Origin of the sequence: Streptomyces sp. NPDC052040, from assembly GCF_044548405.1 — a bacterium.
Classification (GTDB): Bacteria; Actinomycetota; Actinomycetes; order Streptomycetales; family Streptomycetaceae; genus Streptomyces.
This window is the reverse complement of sequence record NZ_JBIUBV010000001.1, coordinates 405,089-424,706: the sequence shown is the minus strand read 5'-3', so window position 1 is coordinate 424,706 and position 19,618 is coordinate 405,089. Positions and strand designations below refer to the sequence as shown.

The following is a 19,618-nucleotide window of genomic DNA, read 5'->3' as shown; positions in this document are numbered from 1 at the left end:
CGGGCCCCGGGGCGGACCGCAGTGCGTTGCCGTGAATCACACGGCTCAGCGCGCCTGTGGGGCGGCGGGGCCCGTGGTGGCCTGCTTCGGCCGGGATACGTGGGCGACGAGCAAGAGCAGTACGCCACAGGCGGCGACCAGGATCCAGCCCGGACGGGACGCGTGCGCGAGACCCGCCGGGCCGGTGCCCGTCACCAGGCCGCCTGCGATGGCGATGCCGAGGGCGGAGCCGATTTGCCGTGCGGTGGAGGTGATCGCCCCGGCCACGCCTGCGCGGGCGGGCGGCAGTCCGTTGACCGCGGTGTTGGTGATCGGGGCGTTGGCGAAGCCGAAGCCGATGCCGATGAGCACGTACGCGGCGAGGAGCAGGAGCACACTCGTGTGCGGGGTGAGCCGGACCAGGCAGAGCCCGCCGACCGTGATGAAACCGCCGGCCAGGAGCAGCGGCAGCCGCGGTCCCGCGCGGCCGACCATGCGGCCGGACCAGGGGGCGCAGACGGTCGCTCCGAGGGCCAGGGGCAAGGTCGCCACGCCTGCGGCCAGCGGCGTCCATCCCCGAGTGTGCTGAAGGTAGAGGGTGTTCAGCAGCAGGGTCACGTTCAGGGCGACGAAGACCGCCACCGCACCGACGACGGCACCGGTGAAGACCGGGCGCCCGAAGAGCGGCAGATCCATCAGCGGTTCAGGTCGGCGGGACTCGACCCGGACGAATCCGGCTGCCGCCACGGCGGCCCCCGCGTATCCCGCCAGTGCCGCAGGCGATGTCCAGCCGATGCGCGGCCCCTCGATCAGGACGCCGACCACGGCCGCCAGGACCATGGTCAGCAGGACCTGGCCGGGCAGGTCGAGCCGCCGGGCCCGCCGTGCCCGGGACTCCGGTACGAACACCGCGCTGAGCAGCAGGGCGGCCGCGATGACGGGTGCGTTGATCCAGAACAGCGCCCGCCAGTCCAGCCCTGCGAGCAGCGCGCCGCCCGTGACGGGTCCGGCGGCCATGCTCAGTCCGAACACCGACGCCCAGACGCCGATCGCCTGTGCCCGTTCCTTCGGGTCCGGCATCGCGTTCACCACGATTGCGAGCGCCACGGGGCTGAGCATCGAGGCGCCGACGCCCTGCACGGCGCGCGCCACGATGAGTAGGCCCACCGACGGGGCGAGCGCGCAGACCAGTGAGGCCGCGCCGAACACGACCAGCCCGCACTGGAACACCCGGCGGCGTCCGAAGCGGTCCGCCAGCGCGCCGGAGGAGATCAGGAGGCTGGCCAGGACGAGGGTGTAGGCGTCCACGGTCCATTCGAGACCGCGCGTGCCGACATCCAGGCCGCGTCCGATGGCGGGCAGGCCCACATTGACGATGGTGGTGTCCAGGCCCACCAGGAACATGCTCAGGCAGCAGACGGCCAGTACCGTCCAGCGTCTGCGCGCACTCAGCGTGGGTGGAACAGGCTGTGTCGTCGGGGATGTCGTCGTGGTCACGGTCTGCCTCTGGGGTCCGGGAACAATGCCCGGCCAGGCTCGGCCCGGGCGGGGGCCGCGGCCCATCGATTTTGCGGACTCTGCAAAACTGGGCCCATGAACACAGGGTCCGGTGACGCGGAGCTGAAGCAGATCCTCGATGGCATCGGGCCCCGGCTGCGCAGGCTGCGCCGGGAACGGGGACTGACGCTTGAGGCTCTCGCGGCCACGACCGGGATCTCGGTCAGCACACTGTCACGGGTGGAATCGGGCAAGCGGCACCCGACCCTGGACCTGCTCATCCCACTGGCCCGGGCGCACCGCGTCGCGCTCGACCAACTGGTGGCGGCACCGGCCAGCGGCGACCCCCGGGTGCATCTCCGGCCCCTGCACAAGGAACGCGGGAGCGTCCTGGTGCCCCTGACGCAGTATCCGGGCCGAGTACAGGTCTTCAAACAGGTCCTGGCACCCCGCCAGCCGGAACTGGTCACCCACGAGGGTTACGAGTGGCTCTACGTCCTCGCCGGTCGGCTACGCCTCATCCTCGGGGCGCGGGACTTGACGCTGCGCCCCGGCGAAGTGGCCGAATTCGACACTGCCGAGCCCCACTGGTTCGGCCCCGCGGACGCGAATGCCGTAGAGATCCTGCACCTGTTCGGCCCCCGAGGAGACCAGGCCGTCATCCGCACCGGCCCACCCCAGACCGATCCCGCCCCACCGATCACCCCCAACCCACCCTCAACAACGCCGTGATCGTCAGCCTCGCGGGTTAGATGTCTGCAATACCTGATGCCCGCGCTCGTCGATGAGAGCCGTATCGACTGTCGGACGCATACAGGGGTCGAAATACTCCAGCATTTTCCGCGACTCGATGAACGAGATTCCGAGCTCCTCCTGGAAAACCATGAGAAACTCAAGAGGAGTGAGGGGACGAGAGCCCCTCTGGTGCAGGGATTCAAGGGCCTCCATAAAAGTTGCCCCCTCGGCAACAAGCTCTGGGAGGGTTCTACAATCCAAGATACTCGCCTTCCTCCGGCCGGTATGTGCGGGTTCCTCCCACCCACCCGATAATCAGGTCCAGCACCGCACGCCACTCGAATCTTACGGTGAAGCGATCAGCGCAACCCGAGGACTGATCTAGCGATTGAACACCGAGAAAGACCCAGGTGGGCAGCAGGCATCTGCGCCTATCCCCCGAACCAGGTCATGATGCGCGTGCGCTCTTCGCCGCACCGGCCGCCGCCGGATGACTGGACGCTGTTCGGGTTGAAGGTGGAGCCATACAGTTCGGAGGTGAGCCCGCAGACTTCCCGTACGGGCTGTAGAGCGTAGTAGCCGAATGCGGTCAGTGCCGCAAACAGCAAGGCCGTCACTACGTATCGGCGGGCTCTCGGAGAAGGCATGCGGTGATGTTATCGGCGCGGCATGCTCCGGCAGTCCTGCCAGTCGGTCCCTGTCCGTCGGTCCCTTTCCGTCGGCTCCCGTCCCTCCACGCGGCGTTCTCGGGGGTGCCGTCAACTGCCGTGTGGGGAGGCCGCGTTCTCGAGCGGGCCGACCAGGGGTGCAAGCGGCGGCAGACGCGGGCAGAACGGGGTAGCCAGGACGAATTCGGCGGGATCGGCGGGAGGGTGGCGGGATCACGCCCCTGGCGGCGGAAGGGTCTTGAGGATGAGCGGGTGCGCATGGTCTGATCCTGGTCGCCGCGTCCGCCGGGGGGTAGGCCCACTCGGCACACTCGGGCCATCACTGATCATGATGGCTGTCAGAGCGAATTGGGCCTTGGACGGCTCGCGCACGGGTGCTGGACTTGGCGAGTGACGGGGCGCTCCGCGGGCAGCGGCGCGCGGCCGGTCGCACTGGTCGTCGGACGGCGGATGGTACACAAAAGGTAAACTTTTTCGGCGCGTGCAGCACCTTGTGGGAACATCACTTCCAGCGGTTTCCCCTTTCGTCGACACAGAAAGTTCGACGGCGGGGATTCCGCCATGCCATACGGACACACACGGGGGAAACGGGTGGGGTTTTCGAGGGGTCGCGCGCTGCCCCGGCCGAAACAGCGGAAAGGGATCGGACCCGTCCGTCCCAGTACTTCGCCCCGCTCGCGGGCACCTTCACTCCGAACCCCGGTGATCTGCGGGTTCCAGGCCGCAACTGGGCGGCAATAAAAGCGCTGGTGAACATCTGATTAACCATTCTCACCCCTTGTGGGAATCGCCCGGATGTCGCTCCAGGCCAGGCCTGAGTTATTCCTCAGGCACCCGCCCGATTCAGTACCGACGTAAACCGGCGAGGCTTGCGGGCCCATGCCGGTGTCGATAGCATCCATTTCGCCTTCGGGGGTCGCAACCGGCCATGTGATTGCATATCCGGTGTGCCGCGAAGAATTCCAGGCCTGCCCGGAAGTTTTCCGTACGGGAAACTTCCGGCGTGTCACGCGGGCCTGTTGAAGTACGCACCAGGCAAGAAGTACACACAAGGCAATGGGGGACGGGGGAAACGCCATGTGTCAGCCGACCGGCACCGACTTATGCGTCGCGGCTCACGATGCGAACCATCGCCCGCGACCGGGCGCTCGACTCCGGGCATCGCTCACCCTCACAGCCGCCACCTCGGACAGTCAACGGAGGAGACATGGTCACCAATCTCGATGTGACGCTGCGAGACGGGGGTTACCGCAACAACTTCGACTTCCCGCTCGACTACGCCCTGCACCACGCGCAGGAGAGCGTGGCGGCCGGGGTCGAGTGGGTTGAGATCGGCTACCGCAAGGGTTCCTTCCAGCCCAAGCCGGGCGTGGGGCTGACGGGCCTGGGCGCCGACGACTACATACGGGCGATCGCCGACGTGATACCGGCCGAGCGGATCTGCGTGATCCTGCACCCGAAGAACATCGAGGACGCCGACCTCACCCAGATGTTCGAGGCGGGCGCCCGGCTCGTACGGTTCTGCCTTCCCTCCAAGGCGCCCGAGCCGGGGCTGGCCATGCTCCGCAAGGCGGCGGACATCGGCTTCACCACCACCGTGAACATCACCCGCGTCAGCCAACTGGACCGTAGACGGCTCGTGGAACTCGCCGCGATGTCCGAGGACGCGGGCGCGGACGTGATCTATCTGGCGGACTCCAACGGCAGCCTCCTGCCGGACGAGGTCGCACGACTGGTCACCCTGGTGCGCTCGGTGACCGGCTCCGCGATCGGCCTGCACGCGCACAACAACCTGGGCCTGGCCCTGGCCAACTCCATCGCGGCGGTCGACGCGGGCGCCACCTGGATCGACTCCTCGGTCCTCGGCATGGGCAAGGGCCCCGGCAACCTGATCACCGAACAGTGGCTGGCCTACCTGGGGCGGGCGGGCCGGACCGACCGGTACGACCTCGGGCGGATCCTGACCCTCGCCCACCGCATGGAGTCCGAGATCGCCGAGGCCAAGCCCTCACTGCCGCTGCCCGACCTGGTCCTCGGCCACTTCGACCTCTCGGTGGAGGAGCGCGCCAAGCTGCCCGTGGACCACATGGGTGCCGCCTTCACCGCCGCGCGCGAACTCACCTCTGCGGCGGTCCCGGCGTGACCTCGCAGTCCTCGACAACGGTACCGGCGCGCCTCGGTGCGCCGGCACCGGCCCCGGCACCGGCCCCGGTCGCCGTGCACCTGGGCGACCCGCACGCACCCCGCACCGCCTGCGTACTCGCCCCGGTCATGGCCCAGTGGGACCACGGAGCCTTTTTCGAACCCGTCGCCGAGGCACTGCTGTCGACCGGCCACCGGGTGACCGTGTACGACACCCTGTCGCTGCTGCGCGCAGGGGACGACCTCGCGGCACTCGCCGACCGGTGGGCTGACGTCCTCCGCGCCGAGCAGCCCGACCTGCTGGCGGGCAACGCGCTGGGCGGCGCCGTCGTACAACAACTCCTCGACCGGCCCTGGACGCACCGGACCCGTGTCGTCCTGCTGTCCGCCCCCACGGTGGCCGACGAGACGCTCGACGCGACCCTGGAACGTATCGCGGCAGCCGTGGAACCGGACGGAACGGCGGCGGCGCTGCGTCTGCTGCACGAGGTGGTCCGCGGTCCCGCGGAGCCCTCCCCCGCACCCGGCGCGCCGGGGCACCTCGACGACGAGGCACTGAGCGGATGGCGGCTGGCCACCGGACTGCGCCTGCTGCGCCGCGCGGACGCCCGCCGCCGCGTCGAGGCGTTCCCCGGCAAGCTGTTGCACGTCTACGGCACCGAGTCGAGACTCGTCCGGCACCACCACCTCGCAACCGGCCCCGGACACACCCGCGTCGGCATCCCGGAGGCGGGCATGCGCCCGCACGCCGACCGGCCGGACGCCACCCGGCAAGCCGTCGCCGCGTTCCTGGCACCACCGTCAACGAAGAGGATCCATGAAAAGTAAGACCGTCGCAGTCCTTCCGGGTGATGGCATCGGCCCCGAAGTACTCGATGCGGCCCTCCCGGTGATCGACGCCCTCGATCTGCCCATCACCCTGGAACACGGGGACATCGGCTGGGAGTTCTGGCGTACCGAGGGGGACCCGGTGCCCCGGCGCACCTGGGACCTGATCGAGCGCAGCGACGCGGTACTGCTCGGCGCCACCACCAGCAAGCCGGGGCGTGAGGCCCTGGCCGACCTGAACCCGGACCTGCGCGACCGGGCCCCGCACTACATCTCGCCCATCATCCAACTGCGCCAGCGGCTGGACCTGTTCGCCAACCTCCGGCCGGTCGAAAGCTACCTCGGCGGCACCCCGTACCGCTTCTGCGTCGTCCGCGAGAACACCGAGGGCCTCTACGCGGGCCTCGACTGGGACCGGGTGCCCGAGGAGATGTGGCCGCTCGTCGCCGACCACCCCAACGCCCGCCGCAGCGGCCGCGAGGCGACCACCGCGAGCGTGCGGATGCTCACCCGGCACGGCCTCGACCGCATCCTGCGCTTCGCCTTCGAGCATGCCCGCGCCCACGGGCACCCCCTGGTCACTCTCGCGGACAAGCCGAACGTCCTGCGACAGAGCAGCGCGTACGCCCGTGAGCGGCTGGAGGAGATCGCCGCGGACTACCCGGAGATCGCGTACGAGATCCTCAACGTGGACGCCGTGGCGCTGTGGATGGCGCGGCGCCCGGAGCGCTTCGGTGTCATCGTCGCCGAGAACATGTTCGGCGACATCCTGTCCGACCTCGGCGGCGGCGTGATGGGCGGGCTCGGCCTCGCCCCCAGCGCCAACATCGGGGAGAACGGCAACTACTTCGAGCCGGTGCACGGCAGTGCCCCCGCCCTGGCCGGGACCGGCCGGGCCAACCCGCTCGCCGCCTTCCTCACCATCGGCCTGCTCCTTGAGCACCTCGGCTTCGGCGAGGCCGCGGGCCAGGTGCGGGACGCCGTCTCGCATGTCACGCGCCGCCGGGACCGGGTGACGTACGACCTGGGCGGTACGGCGACCACCACGGAGTGCGCCGCGTCGGTGCTGGACGCCTGCCGTGCCGTGCCGCGCACCCACACCTCCGCTGTCGTCACCGTCGGGGACGAGCTGCTGCGGGCCGCCCTGGACGACACCAACGCGGGCGAGGCGTCCCGCAGGCTCGCCGCCCGCGGTGTGCCGACCCGCGTCCGGCACACCGTCGGGGACGACGAGGCGGCGATCGCGGACGCCGTGCGCGCCTCCCTCGGCCGTGACGACGTGGTGGTGGTCATCGGCGGTCTCGGCCCCACCTCGGACGATGTGACCCGGGCCGGGGTCGCCCGCGCGCTCGGCCGCCCGCTGGAGCACCGCGAGGAGGCCTGGCGGGGTGTCGTCGAACGGCTCACCCGCTTCGGTGTCGCCGTGCACGAGGACAACCGCCGCCAGGCGCAGTTCCCCGAGGGCGCCGAACTGCTGCCCAACACCAACGGCACCGCCTGGGGCTGCCGCCTCGACGTACAGGGGACCACTGTGGCGATGCTCCCCGGGCCGCCGCGCGAGTGCCTGCCGATGCTCGACGCCCTGCTGCGCGACGGCCTCGGTCACCTTCCCGAACCGGAGCCCGTGGTCACGGTGTTCCGCCGCACCCTCGGTGTCATCGAGGCGGACGCCGCCGCCGCGGTCGACGCCCTCGTCCAGGACCTGGGGCTGAGCGTCAAGCCCGCCTACCGCTGGCACTACCCCTATGTGGACATCCGGATCGACTGCCCACCCGGCAGCGCGGACGAACTCGCGAAGAGGCTGGACGACGCCCTCGGGACATATGTGGTCACCGACCGGGAGCGCACCGCCGTCCAGGAACTGGCCGCCCTGCTCGACGCCCGCGGCCTGGCCCTGGAGGTGGCGGACGACCGGGTCACCGGCGGCCGGTTCGCCGCCGAGGTGGCCGCCGAGCGGCAGACGGCGCCGGACCAGGACCCGTCCGGCCGGGTGTCCGTGACGCTGGACGCGGCCTGGGACGGCGGCGGTCCGCAGGACCACACGGGCACCGTACGCCTCCTGTGCACGGTCGGTGGCGGAGCACAGGACCGCGCCGGGCAACCCGCCGGCGAGCTGACCGTCCCCAACCGGGGACCCGAAGTCCTCACCTACGCCGCCCACTTCGCCGCCTGGACCGTCGCCCGCCGTCTCGTGGAGGAGACCGCATGACCACCGCATCCGCCGACCCGCTGCTGGACAGCGCCCTGCGCGCCCGCCTGGCACGGCTGGACACCGCCGCCCTCTCCGACGCGGTGGACAGCCTCCGGGCAGCGCCCTGCGTCCTGCCCGGCATCGCCGCCCGCACCCCCGGCAGCGTGGCCTTCGGCCCGGCGTTCACCCTGCGCTACCGGCCCGTCGAGGACGACAGCACCTTCCACAACGCCGCCAACTACATCGACGACGTACCGCCCGGTTCGGTCGTGGTCGTCGACAACGGCGGCACCGGCGCCTGCACCAACTGGGGATCCCTGCTGACCTCCGTGGCGCTGCGCCGGAGGATCGCGGGCACCGTCGTGCACGGGGCCGTCCGCGATGTGCGGGAGACCCGCGAGGCCGGTTACCCGCTCTTCAGCACCGCCGTCACCATGGTCAGCGGCAAGAACCGGGTGGTGCTGGACCGCACCGGCGGCACCCTGGACATCGCAGGCACCCTCGTCGGCCCCGGCGACCTGGTGTTCGCGGACGACAACGGAGCCCTGCGCATCCCCGCCGACCTCGTCGAGGAGGTCGTCCGCCGCGCCGAAGCCGTGGAGCGGACGGAACGGCGCATCCGGGAGGCCGCCCTCGACGGCACCCGGCTGGACGAGGCGCGGGCCCGCTACGGCTACGCCCGCCCCTGGGAGGACGAGGGACACGATGACGCTCACTGACCCCCGGCCCACGACGACCACCGCCGAGCAGGCCGCGTTCGTCGACGTCCACTACCACGTCGGCCCGGACGCCTACGTACGGCGGCGCACCGCGGCCACGGCCGGTGTCCGCTACGCGCAGCTCGGCGGCTGGGTGGTGCTGAAGAACCACCTGGGATCCACCGCCGCCCAGGCGTGGGAGGCCCGTCAGCAGGGTCTGCCCGTCTCGGGGTCGATCGTGCTCAACGACATCGCGGGCGGCCTGGACCCCCGGCTGGTGCAGCAGGCCGTCATCCAGCACGGGGAGGACAGCGGTCTGCGCCTCATTGTCCATCTGCCGACGGTGACCGGCCGGACCCACAAGAGCCGCCTGGCCCGCACCCCGGCCCATCCCCTGCTGGCCCGGGACGGACTGCGCCCGCTCACCGTCACGGACGAGGGCGGCGGGCTCCGCGCGGAGGTGCGCGAGATCCTGCGCATGGCTCGTGACCTGCCCATCGTCGTCTCCACCGGGCACGCCGACGGACGCGAGGTGGCCCTGCTGGTCGAGGAAGCGGTACGGCTCGACGTGCCGCGCCTGATGCTCAATCAGCCGGCCAACCCGATGACCGGTCTGACCTGCTCCGATCTTCTGGACATCGCGTCCGCCGAGCAGGTCTGGGCCGAGCAGACCGCGCTGACGCATCTGCTGGGCTACCAGGAGTGGGACGACTTCGCCGCCGTCCTCGCCCGGGTCCCGCGCGTGGTCTACAGCTCCGACCTGGGGCAGACCTCCCAGATGGACATCGGGGAGTGGATGGCGCGCAGCCAGGACTGGTTCACGGAAGCCGGTCTGGACGAGGCCCGGATCACCGAGGTCGTGCGGGACGCGCCGCTGAGGATGCTCAGCCTCTGAGACGCCGGGCGGCCCCGCTTCTGCGGGGCCGCCCCGGGCGTTGCGGGGGTGCGGGCGTCGCGGGGTCGCCGGGCATTCCGGGCGTGGCGAGTGCTGCGTGCTGCGTTACGCGACCGTATCGGTCGGCACCGGCCGGTTCCGGTGTTCTTCCGCGACCTTTCTGCGGACCCGCGCGGCGGTGGCGGTGAGCAGTTCCAGACGCGCCGGGTCCGCGTCGTCCCGCAGCGCCAGGAACATACCCATGGTGATGGGCTCCCCGTCCAGCGGGAGCAGCGCGATCCGGCGCGACGAGACCGTGTCGGCCGCCGTCGGATACATCAGGGTCCAGCCGTCGCCACTCGCGCCGATCTCGGCCAGGGTGTCCTGGAACCCCGTGAAGGGCGGCCCGAACGCGGGTTCGAAGCCCGCCTTCCGGCAGGCGGCGACCACCGCGTCGTGGAGCACCGGGTTCTGGCCGCGGGACGCGATGCGCAGCGGTACGTCCGCCAGGTCGGCGAGGTGCAGAATCTTCCGCCCGGACAACGGGTGGGCGGCGGGCAGCGCCGCCAGCAGAGGGTCGTACCAGAGAGTGAGAAGCCGCAGGCCAGGGGCGCTCTCGATGCCCCGGACGAAGGCCGCGTCCAGCCGTCCGGCACGTACCTCCTCCAGACGGCTGCGGGCGCCGAGCGTCTGGAACTCGAAGCGCGTGCCGGATCCGGAGTCGGGCAGCGCGTCCAGGAAGTCGTCCAGGCGCGCCCCGAGCGCGGAGCTGATCCCGACCCGGAAGGTGGCCTCGTTCTGCGCCGCCAGCCGTTCGGCCTTGGCCACGAAGGAGTCCAGCGCCTTGAGCAGTTCGCGGCCCTCGGGCAGCAGGGCCCGGCCGGTCGGTGTCAGCGTGACGGTGCGGCTGGAACGGTCGAAGAGCTGGGCGCGCAGTTCCCGCTCCAGTCGGCGCACCTGCTGGCTGACCGCGGGCTGGCCGATATGCAGCCGCTGCGCCGCCCGGCCGAAATGCAGTTCCTCCGCTACGGCGACGAAGTACTGGATCTGACGCAGTTCCACGGGCCCCCCAGCCTCAGAGCGGGCGACACCTATGGTTGAAACTCAAAATATCTCTGCTGAATATCCCAATACAGCCTTCGGAGCCGCCGCAGAGGAATCTTCCCACATCAGGCAGCGGACCCGCACTGGGGCGGGCCCGCTGTCATCACCGTGCGGCCGGGGCGGCCGTACGGCGGGTGCCGTGCGGCGGGTGGCCGGGGGGCGCTATTCCATGGCGGCTTCCTGCATGGCGGCCTCCTGCACTTCCGCGTCCGGCAGTTCGTCGCTGCGGGCCGCGCGGTCCTTCGGGGGTACGGCATCCGCCGTGCGGGCCGCCAGGGAAAGGAACAGGGCGAAGGCGCAGATTCCCAGCACCGCGGCGGCGAGCACGAACCAGCCGAGGGCGAACAGATCGCCCGCCGGGAGCCGGCTGGACAGATAGATGCCCAGCGAGGCGGACAGCAGCTGGAGCGCGCCCATCAGGCCGGATGCCGAACCGGCGGTCGCCCGGAACGTGGTCACCCCCGCACTCATCGACAGCGGCAGCAGGAAACCGTTGCCGAAGGTCATCACCGGCATGAAGACCAGCACCAGCAGCCCCCAGCGGCCGCCCGCCCCGCTGAGGCCCAGCCCCAGCATCATCAGCGCCCCGGCGAGGAAGAACCCGTGGCCCGTCCACAGCAGCCGGTTGACGGACCGGGTGCGGACCAGGGCGCGCGAGGTCAGGTTGCCCGCGACATAGGCGAGCGAGACGGTGATGTAGCAGTAGCTGGTGGTCTCGGTGGCCAGCCGCATCTTCTCGAACACCAGCGGAGAGGCCGCCAGGTATCCGAAATAGCCCCCGTACGCGACACAGAGGTTGACGGTGTAGGCCCAGAACAGCGGGCGGCCCAGCAGCTTCGGGTAGCCCCGGAGCGTGGCGCCCAAGTGCTTGCTCCGCCGCTCCGGCGGCAGGCTCTCCGGGATCGCGGTGACCATGGCGACCAGGGTCACCAGACCGATCAGCGCGGTGACCACGAAGGGCGCGCGCCAGGAGACGTAGGTCGTCAGATAGCCGCCGATCAGCGGGGCGACCGACGGGGAGACACCGACGATCGGCATGACCGTGGCGAACATCCGGGCCGCGTCCTTCTCCTCGTAGAGGTCGCTGATCACCGCACGGCCGAGCACCATGCCCGAACCGGCGCCCAGCGCCTGAAGGAGCCGTCCGGTGCCGAACACCTCGACCGTGGGCGCCGCCGCGCACACCAGCGAGGCCAGGACGAACAGACCGAGCCCGGAGACGATGACGCGCTTGCGGCCGTAGGCGTCCGATATGGGCCCGTAGACCGCCTGCGACACCGCGATGCCGATCATGAACGCGCTGAACGTCCACTGCACCGATGCGACCGGGGTGTGGAAGGCGTGCGCGGTGGCCGGGACGCCCGGCAGATTGATGTCGGAGGCGAACAGACCACCCGCGTTCAGCGAGGACAGGACGGCGAGCAACAGCGCGTAGGGAGTGCGTGTTGTTGCGGTCTTCATGACACGTGGCAACTTTCCTTGATCAAGTCGACTCCTGTCCGACTGCGGGGGCCTCTCGCGGCTGGGCCGCGGGGTCTCTCACGGCCGTACACGGGCCGGGCGGCCCGAGAGAGGCGCCGTTCCCGGGCGAAACGGGGGATGTTCGCCCGGGAACGGCGGCTGGGGGGGGCGGCCCGCCGGGTCAGCTGGAGGGCGGCCCGCCGCGGGTCAGCTGGGGAGCGGCCCGCCGCGGGTCGGCTGGAGGGCGGCCCGCCGCGGGTCAGCTGCGGGCGGCGCGGGCGGCGAGCGTCTCGCCCGCGACGGACCAGCTGTCGGTGCCGATCTCCTGCACGGTCACCCAGACGCTCTCCGGCTTGCTGCCGGTGGCCCTGACGTACGCGTCGGTCAGCTCGCGAACCAGCTCGGCCTTCTGCTCGGCGGTCTTGCCGGGGGTCTGCTGCACATGGATGAGAGGCATCGCGTTCTCCAGGATCGAGGTGGTACCGACGGCGTACGGCCCCTGGCCGGTCGGCCGGGATCCGCCGCGGATCCAGTCCAGCACCGGGCCCGGGGCCGTCCAAGACGCAATACGCTCTGGGACGGATCACGAATCGTGATGGATACCGGGTGTCGCCGCGGCCGGTGTCATCGCGGCCGGAGCAACCACAGCTGGTGTCGCCGTGGGCGATGTCCCCGCACGGGCGCCGAGCTGTGCTACGGTCTTTGCGTTGCAGTTGTGGTACCCATGAACCCATGTGCGCCTGACAGGAATGCATTCTCCTTGAGGCGCATTAGTTGTTTTCCGGCATCTCCGGATGGGGCCTCTGCCTACAGAACGGAGAAGGTCGTGGCACAGGGAACCGTGAAGTGGTTCAACGCCGAAAAGGGTTTCGGCTTCATCCAGCAGGACGGCGGCGGCCCGGACGTGTTCGCCCACTACTCGAACATCGCCACCCAGGGCTTCCGTGAGCTCCTCGAGGGCCAGCGGGTCAGCTTCGACGTCACGCAGGGCCAGAAGGGCCCGCAGGCGGAGAACATCGTCCCCGCCTAATCGCCGGACGCGTATCCGCTCACCGGGGTCCGCACCATCACGGTGCGGACCCCGGTTTGTGCTGTTTCCAGGAAGGCAGACCACCGCATGTCCCGCAGGCCCCAGAAGCCGAGCCGGCGCCCCTCGTCATCCCCGTCGTCCGTGTCGTCGCCGAGGGAATTCCGGCTGCCGGAGAGCACGACACCCGCACTTCCCGCCGTCGAGGACTTCGCCGGTCTGGACATGCCCGCGGGGCTGCTGAAGACCCTCACCGCGCAAGGCGTGACCACCCCCTTCCCCATCCAGGCCGCGACGCTGCCGAACTCTCTCGCGGGACGTGACCTGCTGGGACGGGGACGCACCGGATCCGGCAAGACCCTCGCGTTCGGGCTCGCGCTCCTGGCCCGTACGGCCGGACTGCGCGCGGAGTCCAAGGCGCCCCTCGCCCTGGTGCTGGTGCCCACCCGGGAACTCGCCCAGCAGGTGACGGACGCGCTGACCCCCTACGCGACGGCGGTGAACCTGCGGCTGGCGACCGTGGTCGGCGGGCTGTCGATCACCAAGCAGGCGGCCACGCTCAGGCGCGGTGCCGAGGTGCTCGTGGCGACCCCCGGCAGGCTCAACGATCTCGTGGACCGCGGGGACTGCGTGCTCGGCGACGTACGCATCACGGTGCTGGACGAAGCCGACCAGATGACCGACATGGGCTTCCTGCCGCAGATCACCAAGCTGATCCGCAACGTGCGGTCCGACGGGCAGCGCATGCTCTTCTCGGCCACCCTGGACGGCAACATCGACCGCCTGGTGCAGCAGTTCCTGACCGACCCCGTGGTGCACTCCGTGGACCCCTCGGCGGGGGCGGTGACGACCATGGAGCACCACGTGCTCCACGTCCAGGACGAGACCGACAAGAAGGCCGTCACCACGCGGATCGCGGCCCGCGACGGACGGGTCATCCTGTTCCTCGACACCAAGAGGTCCGCCGACCGGCTGGCCAAGCGGCTCCTGGCCGTCGGTGTCCGCGCGGCGGCGCTGCACGGGGGCCGCTCCCAGCCGCAGCGCACCCGCACTCTGGAGCAGTTCAAGAACGGCCAGGTCACCGCGCTGGTGGCGACGAACGTCGCGGCCCGGGGCATACACATCGACGACCTCGACCTCGTCGTCAACGTCGATCCCCCCACCGACCACAAGGACTACCTCCACCGGGGTGGACGCACGGCCCGCGCCGGTGGCTCCGGCAGCGTGGTCACCCTGGTCCTGCCCGAGCAGAAGCGGGACATGACCCGGCTCATGTCCGATGCGGGCATCCGCCCCCGGACGGCCCGCATCACGTCGAGCGACACGGAACTGGCCACCCTCACCGGCGCCCGCGAACCGTCCGGCGTGCCCGTCACCATCGAGGTCCCCCAGCCTGCCGCACCGGCGGCGTCCCGCCCGGACGGCAAGCCCGGCGGCCGCTCCGGCCGCCGACGCCGGAGCGGCGGCGGCACCGGGACGGGGACCGCGGGCAGGGGCTCCGACCGTCGGACCACCACCGGTGACACCTCCACGACCGGCGGACGCGGCTCCGCCTCCCGCACGGGCGGGACGGCGGGCGGACGCGGCGCCGACCGCCGGACGGCGGCCGGTACCGCAGCGGGCAACGAGGCCCGCGGCTCCCGCCGCCGCAGGACGACCGGCGGAACCACGACCGGCACCACCGCCACCGGCGGCCGGGGCGGCACGGACCGCCGGGGCGGCCGACGCCCTTCGGCCACCTAGGGCGTCCCCCAGGAGCAGGCCACACGCCGGTTGCCGCTGCCCATCGGATCGGCCGCCCCGGGATCACACCGGACGTGACCCCGGGGCGGCGGCACGGCCTGCCGGCTGATCAGTTGTCGGGACCGAGTGTGGTCAGGTCGATGGTGCTGGTGATGGCGCTGTAGCCGTCGGCCGTGAGATTGACATGATCGCCGGAGTCGTAGTCATGGGGTGCGGCGCCGGCGTTGAGCATCAGGGGCGTCGGGTCGTCGGTGCTCGTGGTGTCAGGGACGGCGACGGTCGATTCGGCATCGACGTAGCTGACGCGGGGAGCGGTGTAGTCGGTCTGGTCGGTGATCCAGCTGTTGGTCTGGGCACGGTTTTGGTCGATGGCCTTGGTGCAGGCGCTGTTGCCGCGGCAGGGGGTGAGGGTGGTGAAGATGACCTTGACACCCCAGGTCCTGAGTTGGTCGCGGAGCAGCGTGAGTGTGCTGACGACGTCGGTGTCGTCGTTGCCTGCGACGATGTCCTTGAGTCCCTGGGCGACGATGACGGTTTTCAGGTTGGGGATGGACAGGACATCCCGGTCGAGGCGCGTGAGGACGGCGCGGCCGCCGGTGTCCTGGTCGTCGGCCAGGTAGTTGTTCGGAATGCCGGAGGCGAGGACACCGTAGTCGGGGACGTTGTCGGTGTTGGTGCGCAGGCGGTAGGAGAGGTCGTTGTTGTAGCGGAGCGTCTGGTTGCCGGCCGTGAAGCCTGAACCGGTGTTGACCAGGCCGTCGCCGAGTACGGATACGGCCGGCCGGTGATCGGTGCTGGTGACGTCGACTTCCGTGAGGATGTCGGAGAAGCGGCCCGTGGCGGTTCCTGTGCCGTTGAACGCGGTGTCGGTGGTGTCGGTGGTGTGGTCGCCGCTGCCGGCGGCACTGACGTAGCCGAGGGTGTCGGGTGCCGCCCAGGGGTGCATGACGAGGTAGTTGACCACATTGACCAGATGCATGCTGGTGGTCAGTGATATGCCGGGGGCCACGTGCATGGGTATGGGATCGCTGTAGAGTTCGCCGCCTTCGGGAATGACCACGGATCTACTGCCGCCGAAGGTCACGTCAACGGGTGCGGCCGTCGTTGCGGCCCCGCTTTTGTAGTAGCCGGTGGTGACGTGGTCGAGGGTCAGCGGGTCCGTGCCCAGGGCGTTGGACAGCCGGAGCCGGACGTTGTCGCCGCCGGCGCTGCTCTGGGTGATGATGCGGATGGTCTGGTCCTTGAATGCGCCGACGTCGGTGAACTGGAGGCGCTGCTCGGTGGGTGCGCTCCAGGTACCGGTCCAGGTGGCACCGTCGGCCGCTGTGGTGGTGTCCCGGACGCTCATGCCGAGGATGTGCATCCCGGGGACGAATGCGCGTGCCGCGTCCGCCAGGTCGGGCAGGGTCACCGAGTCGAGGGCGGCTCCTGCCTTGAGCGGGACGGCGAAGGCATAGATGTTGGTGTTGCGCGTCTGCTGTGTGGTCTTGCTGTTGCGATGGGGGAGGGTGACGGCGGCGAGGGTGTCGGAGCCGTATACCCAGTCGGGCATGGTGAGGTAGTAGCCCTGCGTCGTGCCGTCACCGTAGGTGATACTCCCCCGAGGGGTCACGCAGTCCTCGTAGGTGCCGCTGCCCAGGCTGCAGTTGGTGGCCGAGGTGTTGGTGCCGTCGGGCACGACAGGGCTGGTGGAGTCGTCGTCGTGGTGTTTGGACGAGACGGAGCCCCATGTGGAGTAGCCGAGGAAGACAAGTGCCTGCCCGCTGCCGTTCATCCGGATGGTCTGGTTGGCGGCCATCACGTTGTCGCCTGCCGAGGAGCCGAAGTTGGGCAGGGTGAAGGGTGCGCCGTCAACGGTGATCTTGCCGCCGGGTTGCCAGCCGGCCGCCTTGAGGTCCTGCAAGGACAAGGTGGCGCCATAGCCATCGGCGTCGCCTGTGGTGTGGTTGCCGTCGTCGGTGACGGCGGTGTTGTTGAAGGCTGCCGGCAGGCTTGCATAGGTCTTGGCGGCGTGGCCGAGCGCGGTGAACTCGTACTGCTGCTGTGCGGAGACGTTGCCGGCGGCGTCAACGGCGTAGGCATACAGCGTGTGCGTACCCGGCGCGGGTGGGGTCACGGTGATGGTGGCGGTGTTCTTGGCGGCGGTTGCCGTCTGCGAGGGCGGTGTGTTCGAGGTCGGTGGAGCGGCGTCCAGGCCGTAGAGGAACTTGGCGGCGTTGTTGCCGTTGGATCCGGGGTCGACGGAGACGGTGAACTTGCCGGGTGTGCCCGCCTTGGCCACGCCCGGGGAGTCCTCGGGGTAGAGGCTGTCCGCGCTCTTGATGGCCGGCTGGGCGGGACTGTGCAGGTCGACCGTGAAGTGGCAGGTAGCGGAGGCCGCGGAAGTGTCCTCGCCATCGCTGGAGGTGACCTTCCAGTTCACGACGCTGCCGTCGGCGAGGCCGCTCATGAACGAGGAGGACAGCTGTTTGGGGGCACCTGAGCCGCTGGAGACCGTTGCGCTGGTGGTCGTGGTGGCGGAGCCGCTGCCGACCCAGTAGGAGTATGTGGCGGCCAGGGCGTCCTTGTCGGTGTCGCTGACGGTGGCGTTCAAGGTCGGTGGAGTGGTGGCCAGGGTCTTGCCCACGACGGGGTAGGGGGTGGAGGTGCCGCAGCCGAGCGAGGTGGAGCCGACCTTGGTGGCCAGACTCCCCGGCTTGTTCGGTACGTGGTTGTACTCGATGGACATCGACGGGCTGCTGTCGAATCGCTTGAAGTAGTTGCCGTCCCCGCTGCCGCTGTGGCTGTTGACCAGGGCGAAGGTGAAGTTGCCCCAGTGGTCCGAGGCGGCTTTCGCGATCGTGGAGGTGATCGGGAAGCCGCCGGAGGGCTCACTGGAGCAGGCGGGTCCGAAGCTCTTCGTGGCGAGCTTGCTGCTCAGTGACGGCTTGCTGTTCCAGGTGGTGGAGGAGCCGATCCCGCCGGACCAGTACAGATAGACGTCGGAGGACAGGCTGCAACTTGCGGAGTAGTTCTCCTTGGCGTCCACCGTGGCGGAGACGACATGGGCGTCGTAGATGCTGGAGGGCACGGCCAGCTGGAAGTAGGAGCGTTCCTGGCCGATGCAGCCGGACCAGCTGTTGTAGCCGGTGCCGGGGTCGCCGTACTGGGTGGAGTCGTAGTTCTTCGCCGTGGGGCAGCCCGCCTGGGTCTCCATGTAGTGCTGCTTGACGCCGGTGGCGTAGTGCGGGTTCCAGGAGGGGTCGATCATGACGGGGTATCTGGTGTGCGCATCACTGAGCAGGCGGCTGTCCGGGACGAGAGACAGGGCGTTGCCGTGCAACCGCCCCTGCACCCGGGCCACTTTGGACCTGGGCGCGGGCCCCTGCCCAGAAATGGCCTGCTGGGAGCTGGGACTGCTGGAGTCCCACATCACCGGCTGCGGGGCACTGAACAGGACCCGGCCGTCCGCGGCGGTGGCGTCGAGGTTGCCGTGTCCGTCATCGGTCACGGCAACGCCCTTGGCCCGTGTGGCGAGTGTGATCTGCCGGAGAGCGGGATTGGCCGCGGCCCGGGCGTTCTTGACGATCAGGATCTCGGACCAGCCGCCCTGGGTGTCGGCGGTGACCTTCAGATCCACGTCGGGCAGGACGCCGGGGTAGGTCAGACTCGCGCCGGAGGCATGTGGTGCGGGCAGCGCCTTGGGCCAGGACAGGGCAAGGGAGGCGTTGCCCCGCACCATGGTGGCCAGCGGGGTGGTGCCACCGCCCGAGAACGACAGTGGCTCGGGCGTGGTCCTGGGACTGAAGGTGCCATCGGCCCGGCGGACCAGCGTGGCGTCCACCGGGGCCCAGCCGTGCCCCTTGCGGACCCTTACCGGCAGCAGGCTCGAGGTGTAGGTGAGGGTGCCCGACGGGTTGGCCGTGGTGGTGGCGGTCTCCGTGGTGAGGGCGTCGACGCCGACAGGCCGACCGGATGCCGCGGCCTGCTTCTGCGCCGACGCCAGTGCGCTCTGCTGGGCCGTCGTCAGATCGCCGCCGTCCTCGGCGCGCAGGGATCCGGTCGGCTCCGGTTCCTCGGTGGGACGGGCAGGTGCCGCGGTGATGTCCGGCTGGCCGACCGTGACGTCCTCGACCGAGCCGGGGCCTGTGTCTGCTGAAGCCGACACAGCGGGCAGTACGGACAAAGACAGCGCGCCGACCACGGCTGCGACCAGTAGTCGACCGGATATTCGCGTTCTCTCTGCGGATTCCCCACGCATAGAGAACGGGCGGAAAAGGCCGGACATTTGCCCCCCAGGTTGTGTCCGTAGAAATAAGTACCGATAGGCGCCAGGAGGCTACCCGCGACTGCACCAAGGCGGCAACCGGAAACCAGAAGGTATGCCACCCTCCGGCTCGCGACCTGAAGAGCCGACGCAACTTCCTTGTGAATGCCTCCTTGAGATTTGCTTGACGAACGGCCCGCCCACTGGGCTACTTCAGGCCAGATCTGGCATTTCTTGACCATGCCATGGACTTCTCATGGCAGTAGCAAGGCCTGATCCTTGCCATGAAGAGTCTGTGAAGACCCCTCACGGTGTGATCGAATTCCTTTTCGGCAGTGACGCTGAATTGGGGGGCCGGGGTGCGTCGAAAATCGGTGTGGCGAATTTACGGCAGGGCTGTACGGATACACGGACCAGCCGCTTTG

The 19,618-nt window shown here is 70.0% G+C and carries 13 protein-coding genes; 8 read left to right on the top strand and 5 right to left on the bottom strand.

Features of this window, described 5'->3' with window-relative positions; translation table 11 throughout:
* Positions 1–45: 45 nt before the first annotated feature.
* Positions 46–1,476: an MFS transporter gene (locus ACIHAA_RS01725; RefSeq protein ID WP_399811649.1), complete on the bottom strand. Its 1,431-nt coding sequence runs from the start codon at positions 1,474–1,476 to the stop codon at positions 46–48.
* Positions 1,477–1,572: 96 nt separating this feature from the next.
* Between ACIHAA_RS01725 and ACIHAA_RS01720 the strand changes: the two genes are divergently transcribed.
* The 6 genes from ACIHAA_RS01720 (at position 1,573) to ACIHAA_RS01695 (ending at position 9,633) form a co-directional block, all read left to right on the top strand.
* Positions 1,573–2,208, top strand: a complete 636-nt coding sequence (locus ACIHAA_RS01720) for a helix-turn-helix domain-containing protein (RefSeq protein WP_399811647.1) — start codon at positions 1,573–1,575, stop codon at positions 2,206–2,208.
* Between the two features lie 1,878 nt (positions 2,209–4,086).
* A complete protein-coding gene (locus tag ACIHAA_RS01715; protein WP_399811645.1) occupies positions 4,087–5,022 on the top strand; it encodes a hypothetical protein in 936 nt (311 codons plus the stop codon).
* Positions 5,019–5,849 carry an alpha/beta fold hydrolase gene (locus ACIHAA_RS01710; protein WP_399811643.1) on the top strand — a complete coding sequence of 277 codons (831 nt, stop codon included), beginning with the start codon at positions 5,019–5,021 and terminating at the stop codon, positions 5,847–5,849. Before ACIHAA_RS01715 ends, ACIHAA_RS01710 begins: the two co-directional genes overlap by 4 nt.
* Entirely contained in the window at positions 5,839–8,058 is a 2,220-nt protein-coding gene (locus ACIHAA_RS01705) for an isocitrate/isopropylmalate family dehydrogenase (protein WP_399811641.1), read from the top strand. Before ACIHAA_RS01710 ends, ACIHAA_RS01705 begins: the two co-directional genes overlap by 11 nt.
* A complete protein-coding gene (locus ACIHAA_RS01700; protein WP_399811638.1) occupies positions 8,055–8,759 on the top strand; it encodes an RraA family protein in 705 nt (234 codons plus the stop codon). The genes ACIHAA_RS01705 and ACIHAA_RS01700 overlap by 4 nt, the downstream gene beginning before the upstream one ends.
* Positions 8,746–9,633, top strand: a complete 888-nt coding sequence (locus ACIHAA_RS01695) for a DUF6282 family protein (protein WP_399811635.1) — start codon at positions 8,746–8,748, stop codon at positions 9,631–9,633. The genes ACIHAA_RS01700 and ACIHAA_RS01695 overlap by 14 nt, the downstream gene beginning before the upstream one ends.
* A gap of 105 nt (positions 9,634–9,738) precedes the next feature.
* Here the strand turns inward: ACIHAA_RS01695 and ACIHAA_RS01690 are convergent, their stop codons facing one another.
* The 3 genes from ACIHAA_RS01690 to ACIHAA_RS01680 form a co-directional block, all read right to left on the bottom strand.
* On the bottom strand, positions 9,739–10,674 hold the full coding sequence (locus ACIHAA_RS01690; protein WP_399811633.1) for a LysR family transcriptional regulator: 936 nt from the start codon (positions 10,672–10,674) through the stop codon (positions 9,739–9,741).
* Between the two features lie 204 nt (positions 10,675–10,878).
* Complete coding sequence (locus tag ACIHAA_RS01685; RefSeq protein WP_399811631.1) at positions 10,879–12,177, bottom strand: multidrug effflux MFS transporter; 1,299 nt, start codon at positions 12,175–12,177, stop codon at positions 10,879–10,881.
* A 259-nt stretch (positions 12,178–12,436) separates the two neighbouring features.
* Entirely contained in the window at positions 12,437–12,718 is a 282-nt protein-coding gene (locus ACIHAA_RS01680; RefSeq protein ID WP_399811629.1) for a 4-oxalocrotonate tautomerase family protein, read from the bottom strand.
* Between the two features lie 285 nt (positions 12,719–13,003).
* On the opposite strand from ACIHAA_RS01680, the gene ACIHAA_RS01675 reads away from it, so the two are divergent.
* Both ACIHAA_RS01675 and ACIHAA_RS01670 read left to right on the top strand, forming a co-directional pair.
* The gene (locus tag ACIHAA_RS01675) at positions 13,004–13,207 is read left to right on the top strand and encodes a cold-shock protein (protein WP_399811627.1); all 204 of its coding nucleotides are present in this window, start codon (positions 13,004–13,006) and stop codon (positions 13,205–13,207) included.
* Between the two features lie 87 nt (positions 13,208–13,294).
* Positions 13,295–14,947, top strand: coding sequence for a DEAD/DEAH box helicase (locus tag ACIHAA_RS01670; RefSeq protein WP_399811623.1), 1,653 nt, complete (start codon positions 13,295–13,297; stop codon positions 14,945–14,947).
* Between the two features lie 109 nt (positions 14,948–15,056).
* On the opposite strand, the gene ACIHAA_RS01665 is transcribed toward ACIHAA_RS01670, so the two are convergent.
* Positions 15,057–19,094, bottom strand: coding sequence for a hypothetical protein (locus ACIHAA_RS01665; RefSeq protein WP_399811620.1), 4,038 nt, complete (start codon positions 19,092–19,094; stop codon positions 15,057–15,059).
* Positions 19,095–19,618 lie beyond the last annotated feature (524 nt).

Coding starts and splice junctions, on each gene's coding strand:
- ACIHAA_RS01720 (WP_399811647.1), top strand. CDS start 1,573: ATGAACACAGGGTCCGGTGACGCGGAGCTGAAGCAGATCCTCGATGGC.
- ACIHAA_RS01715 (WP_399811645.1), top strand. CDS start 4,087: ATGGTCACCAATCTCGATGTGACGCTGCGAGACGGGGGTTACCGCAAC.
- ACIHAA_RS01705 (WP_399811641.1), top strand. CDS start 5,839: ATGAAAAGTAAGACCGTCGCAGTCCTTCCGGGTGATGGCATCGGCCCC.
- ACIHAA_RS01700 (WP_399811638.1), top strand. CDS start 8,055: ATGACCACCGCATCCGCCGACCCGCTGCTGGACAGCGCCCTGCGCGCC.
- ACIHAA_RS01695 (WP_399811635.1), top strand. CDS start 8,746: ATGACGCTCACTGACCCCCGGCCCACGACGACCACCGCCGAGCAGGCC.
- ACIHAA_RS01685 (WP_399811631.1), bottom strand. CDS start 12,177: ATGAAGACCGCAACAACACGCACTCCCTACGCGCTGTTGCTCGCCGTC.
- ACIHAA_RS01670 (WP_399811623.1), top strand. CDS start 13,295: ATGTCCCGCAGGCCCCAGAAGCCGAGCCGGCGCCCCTCGTCATCCCCG.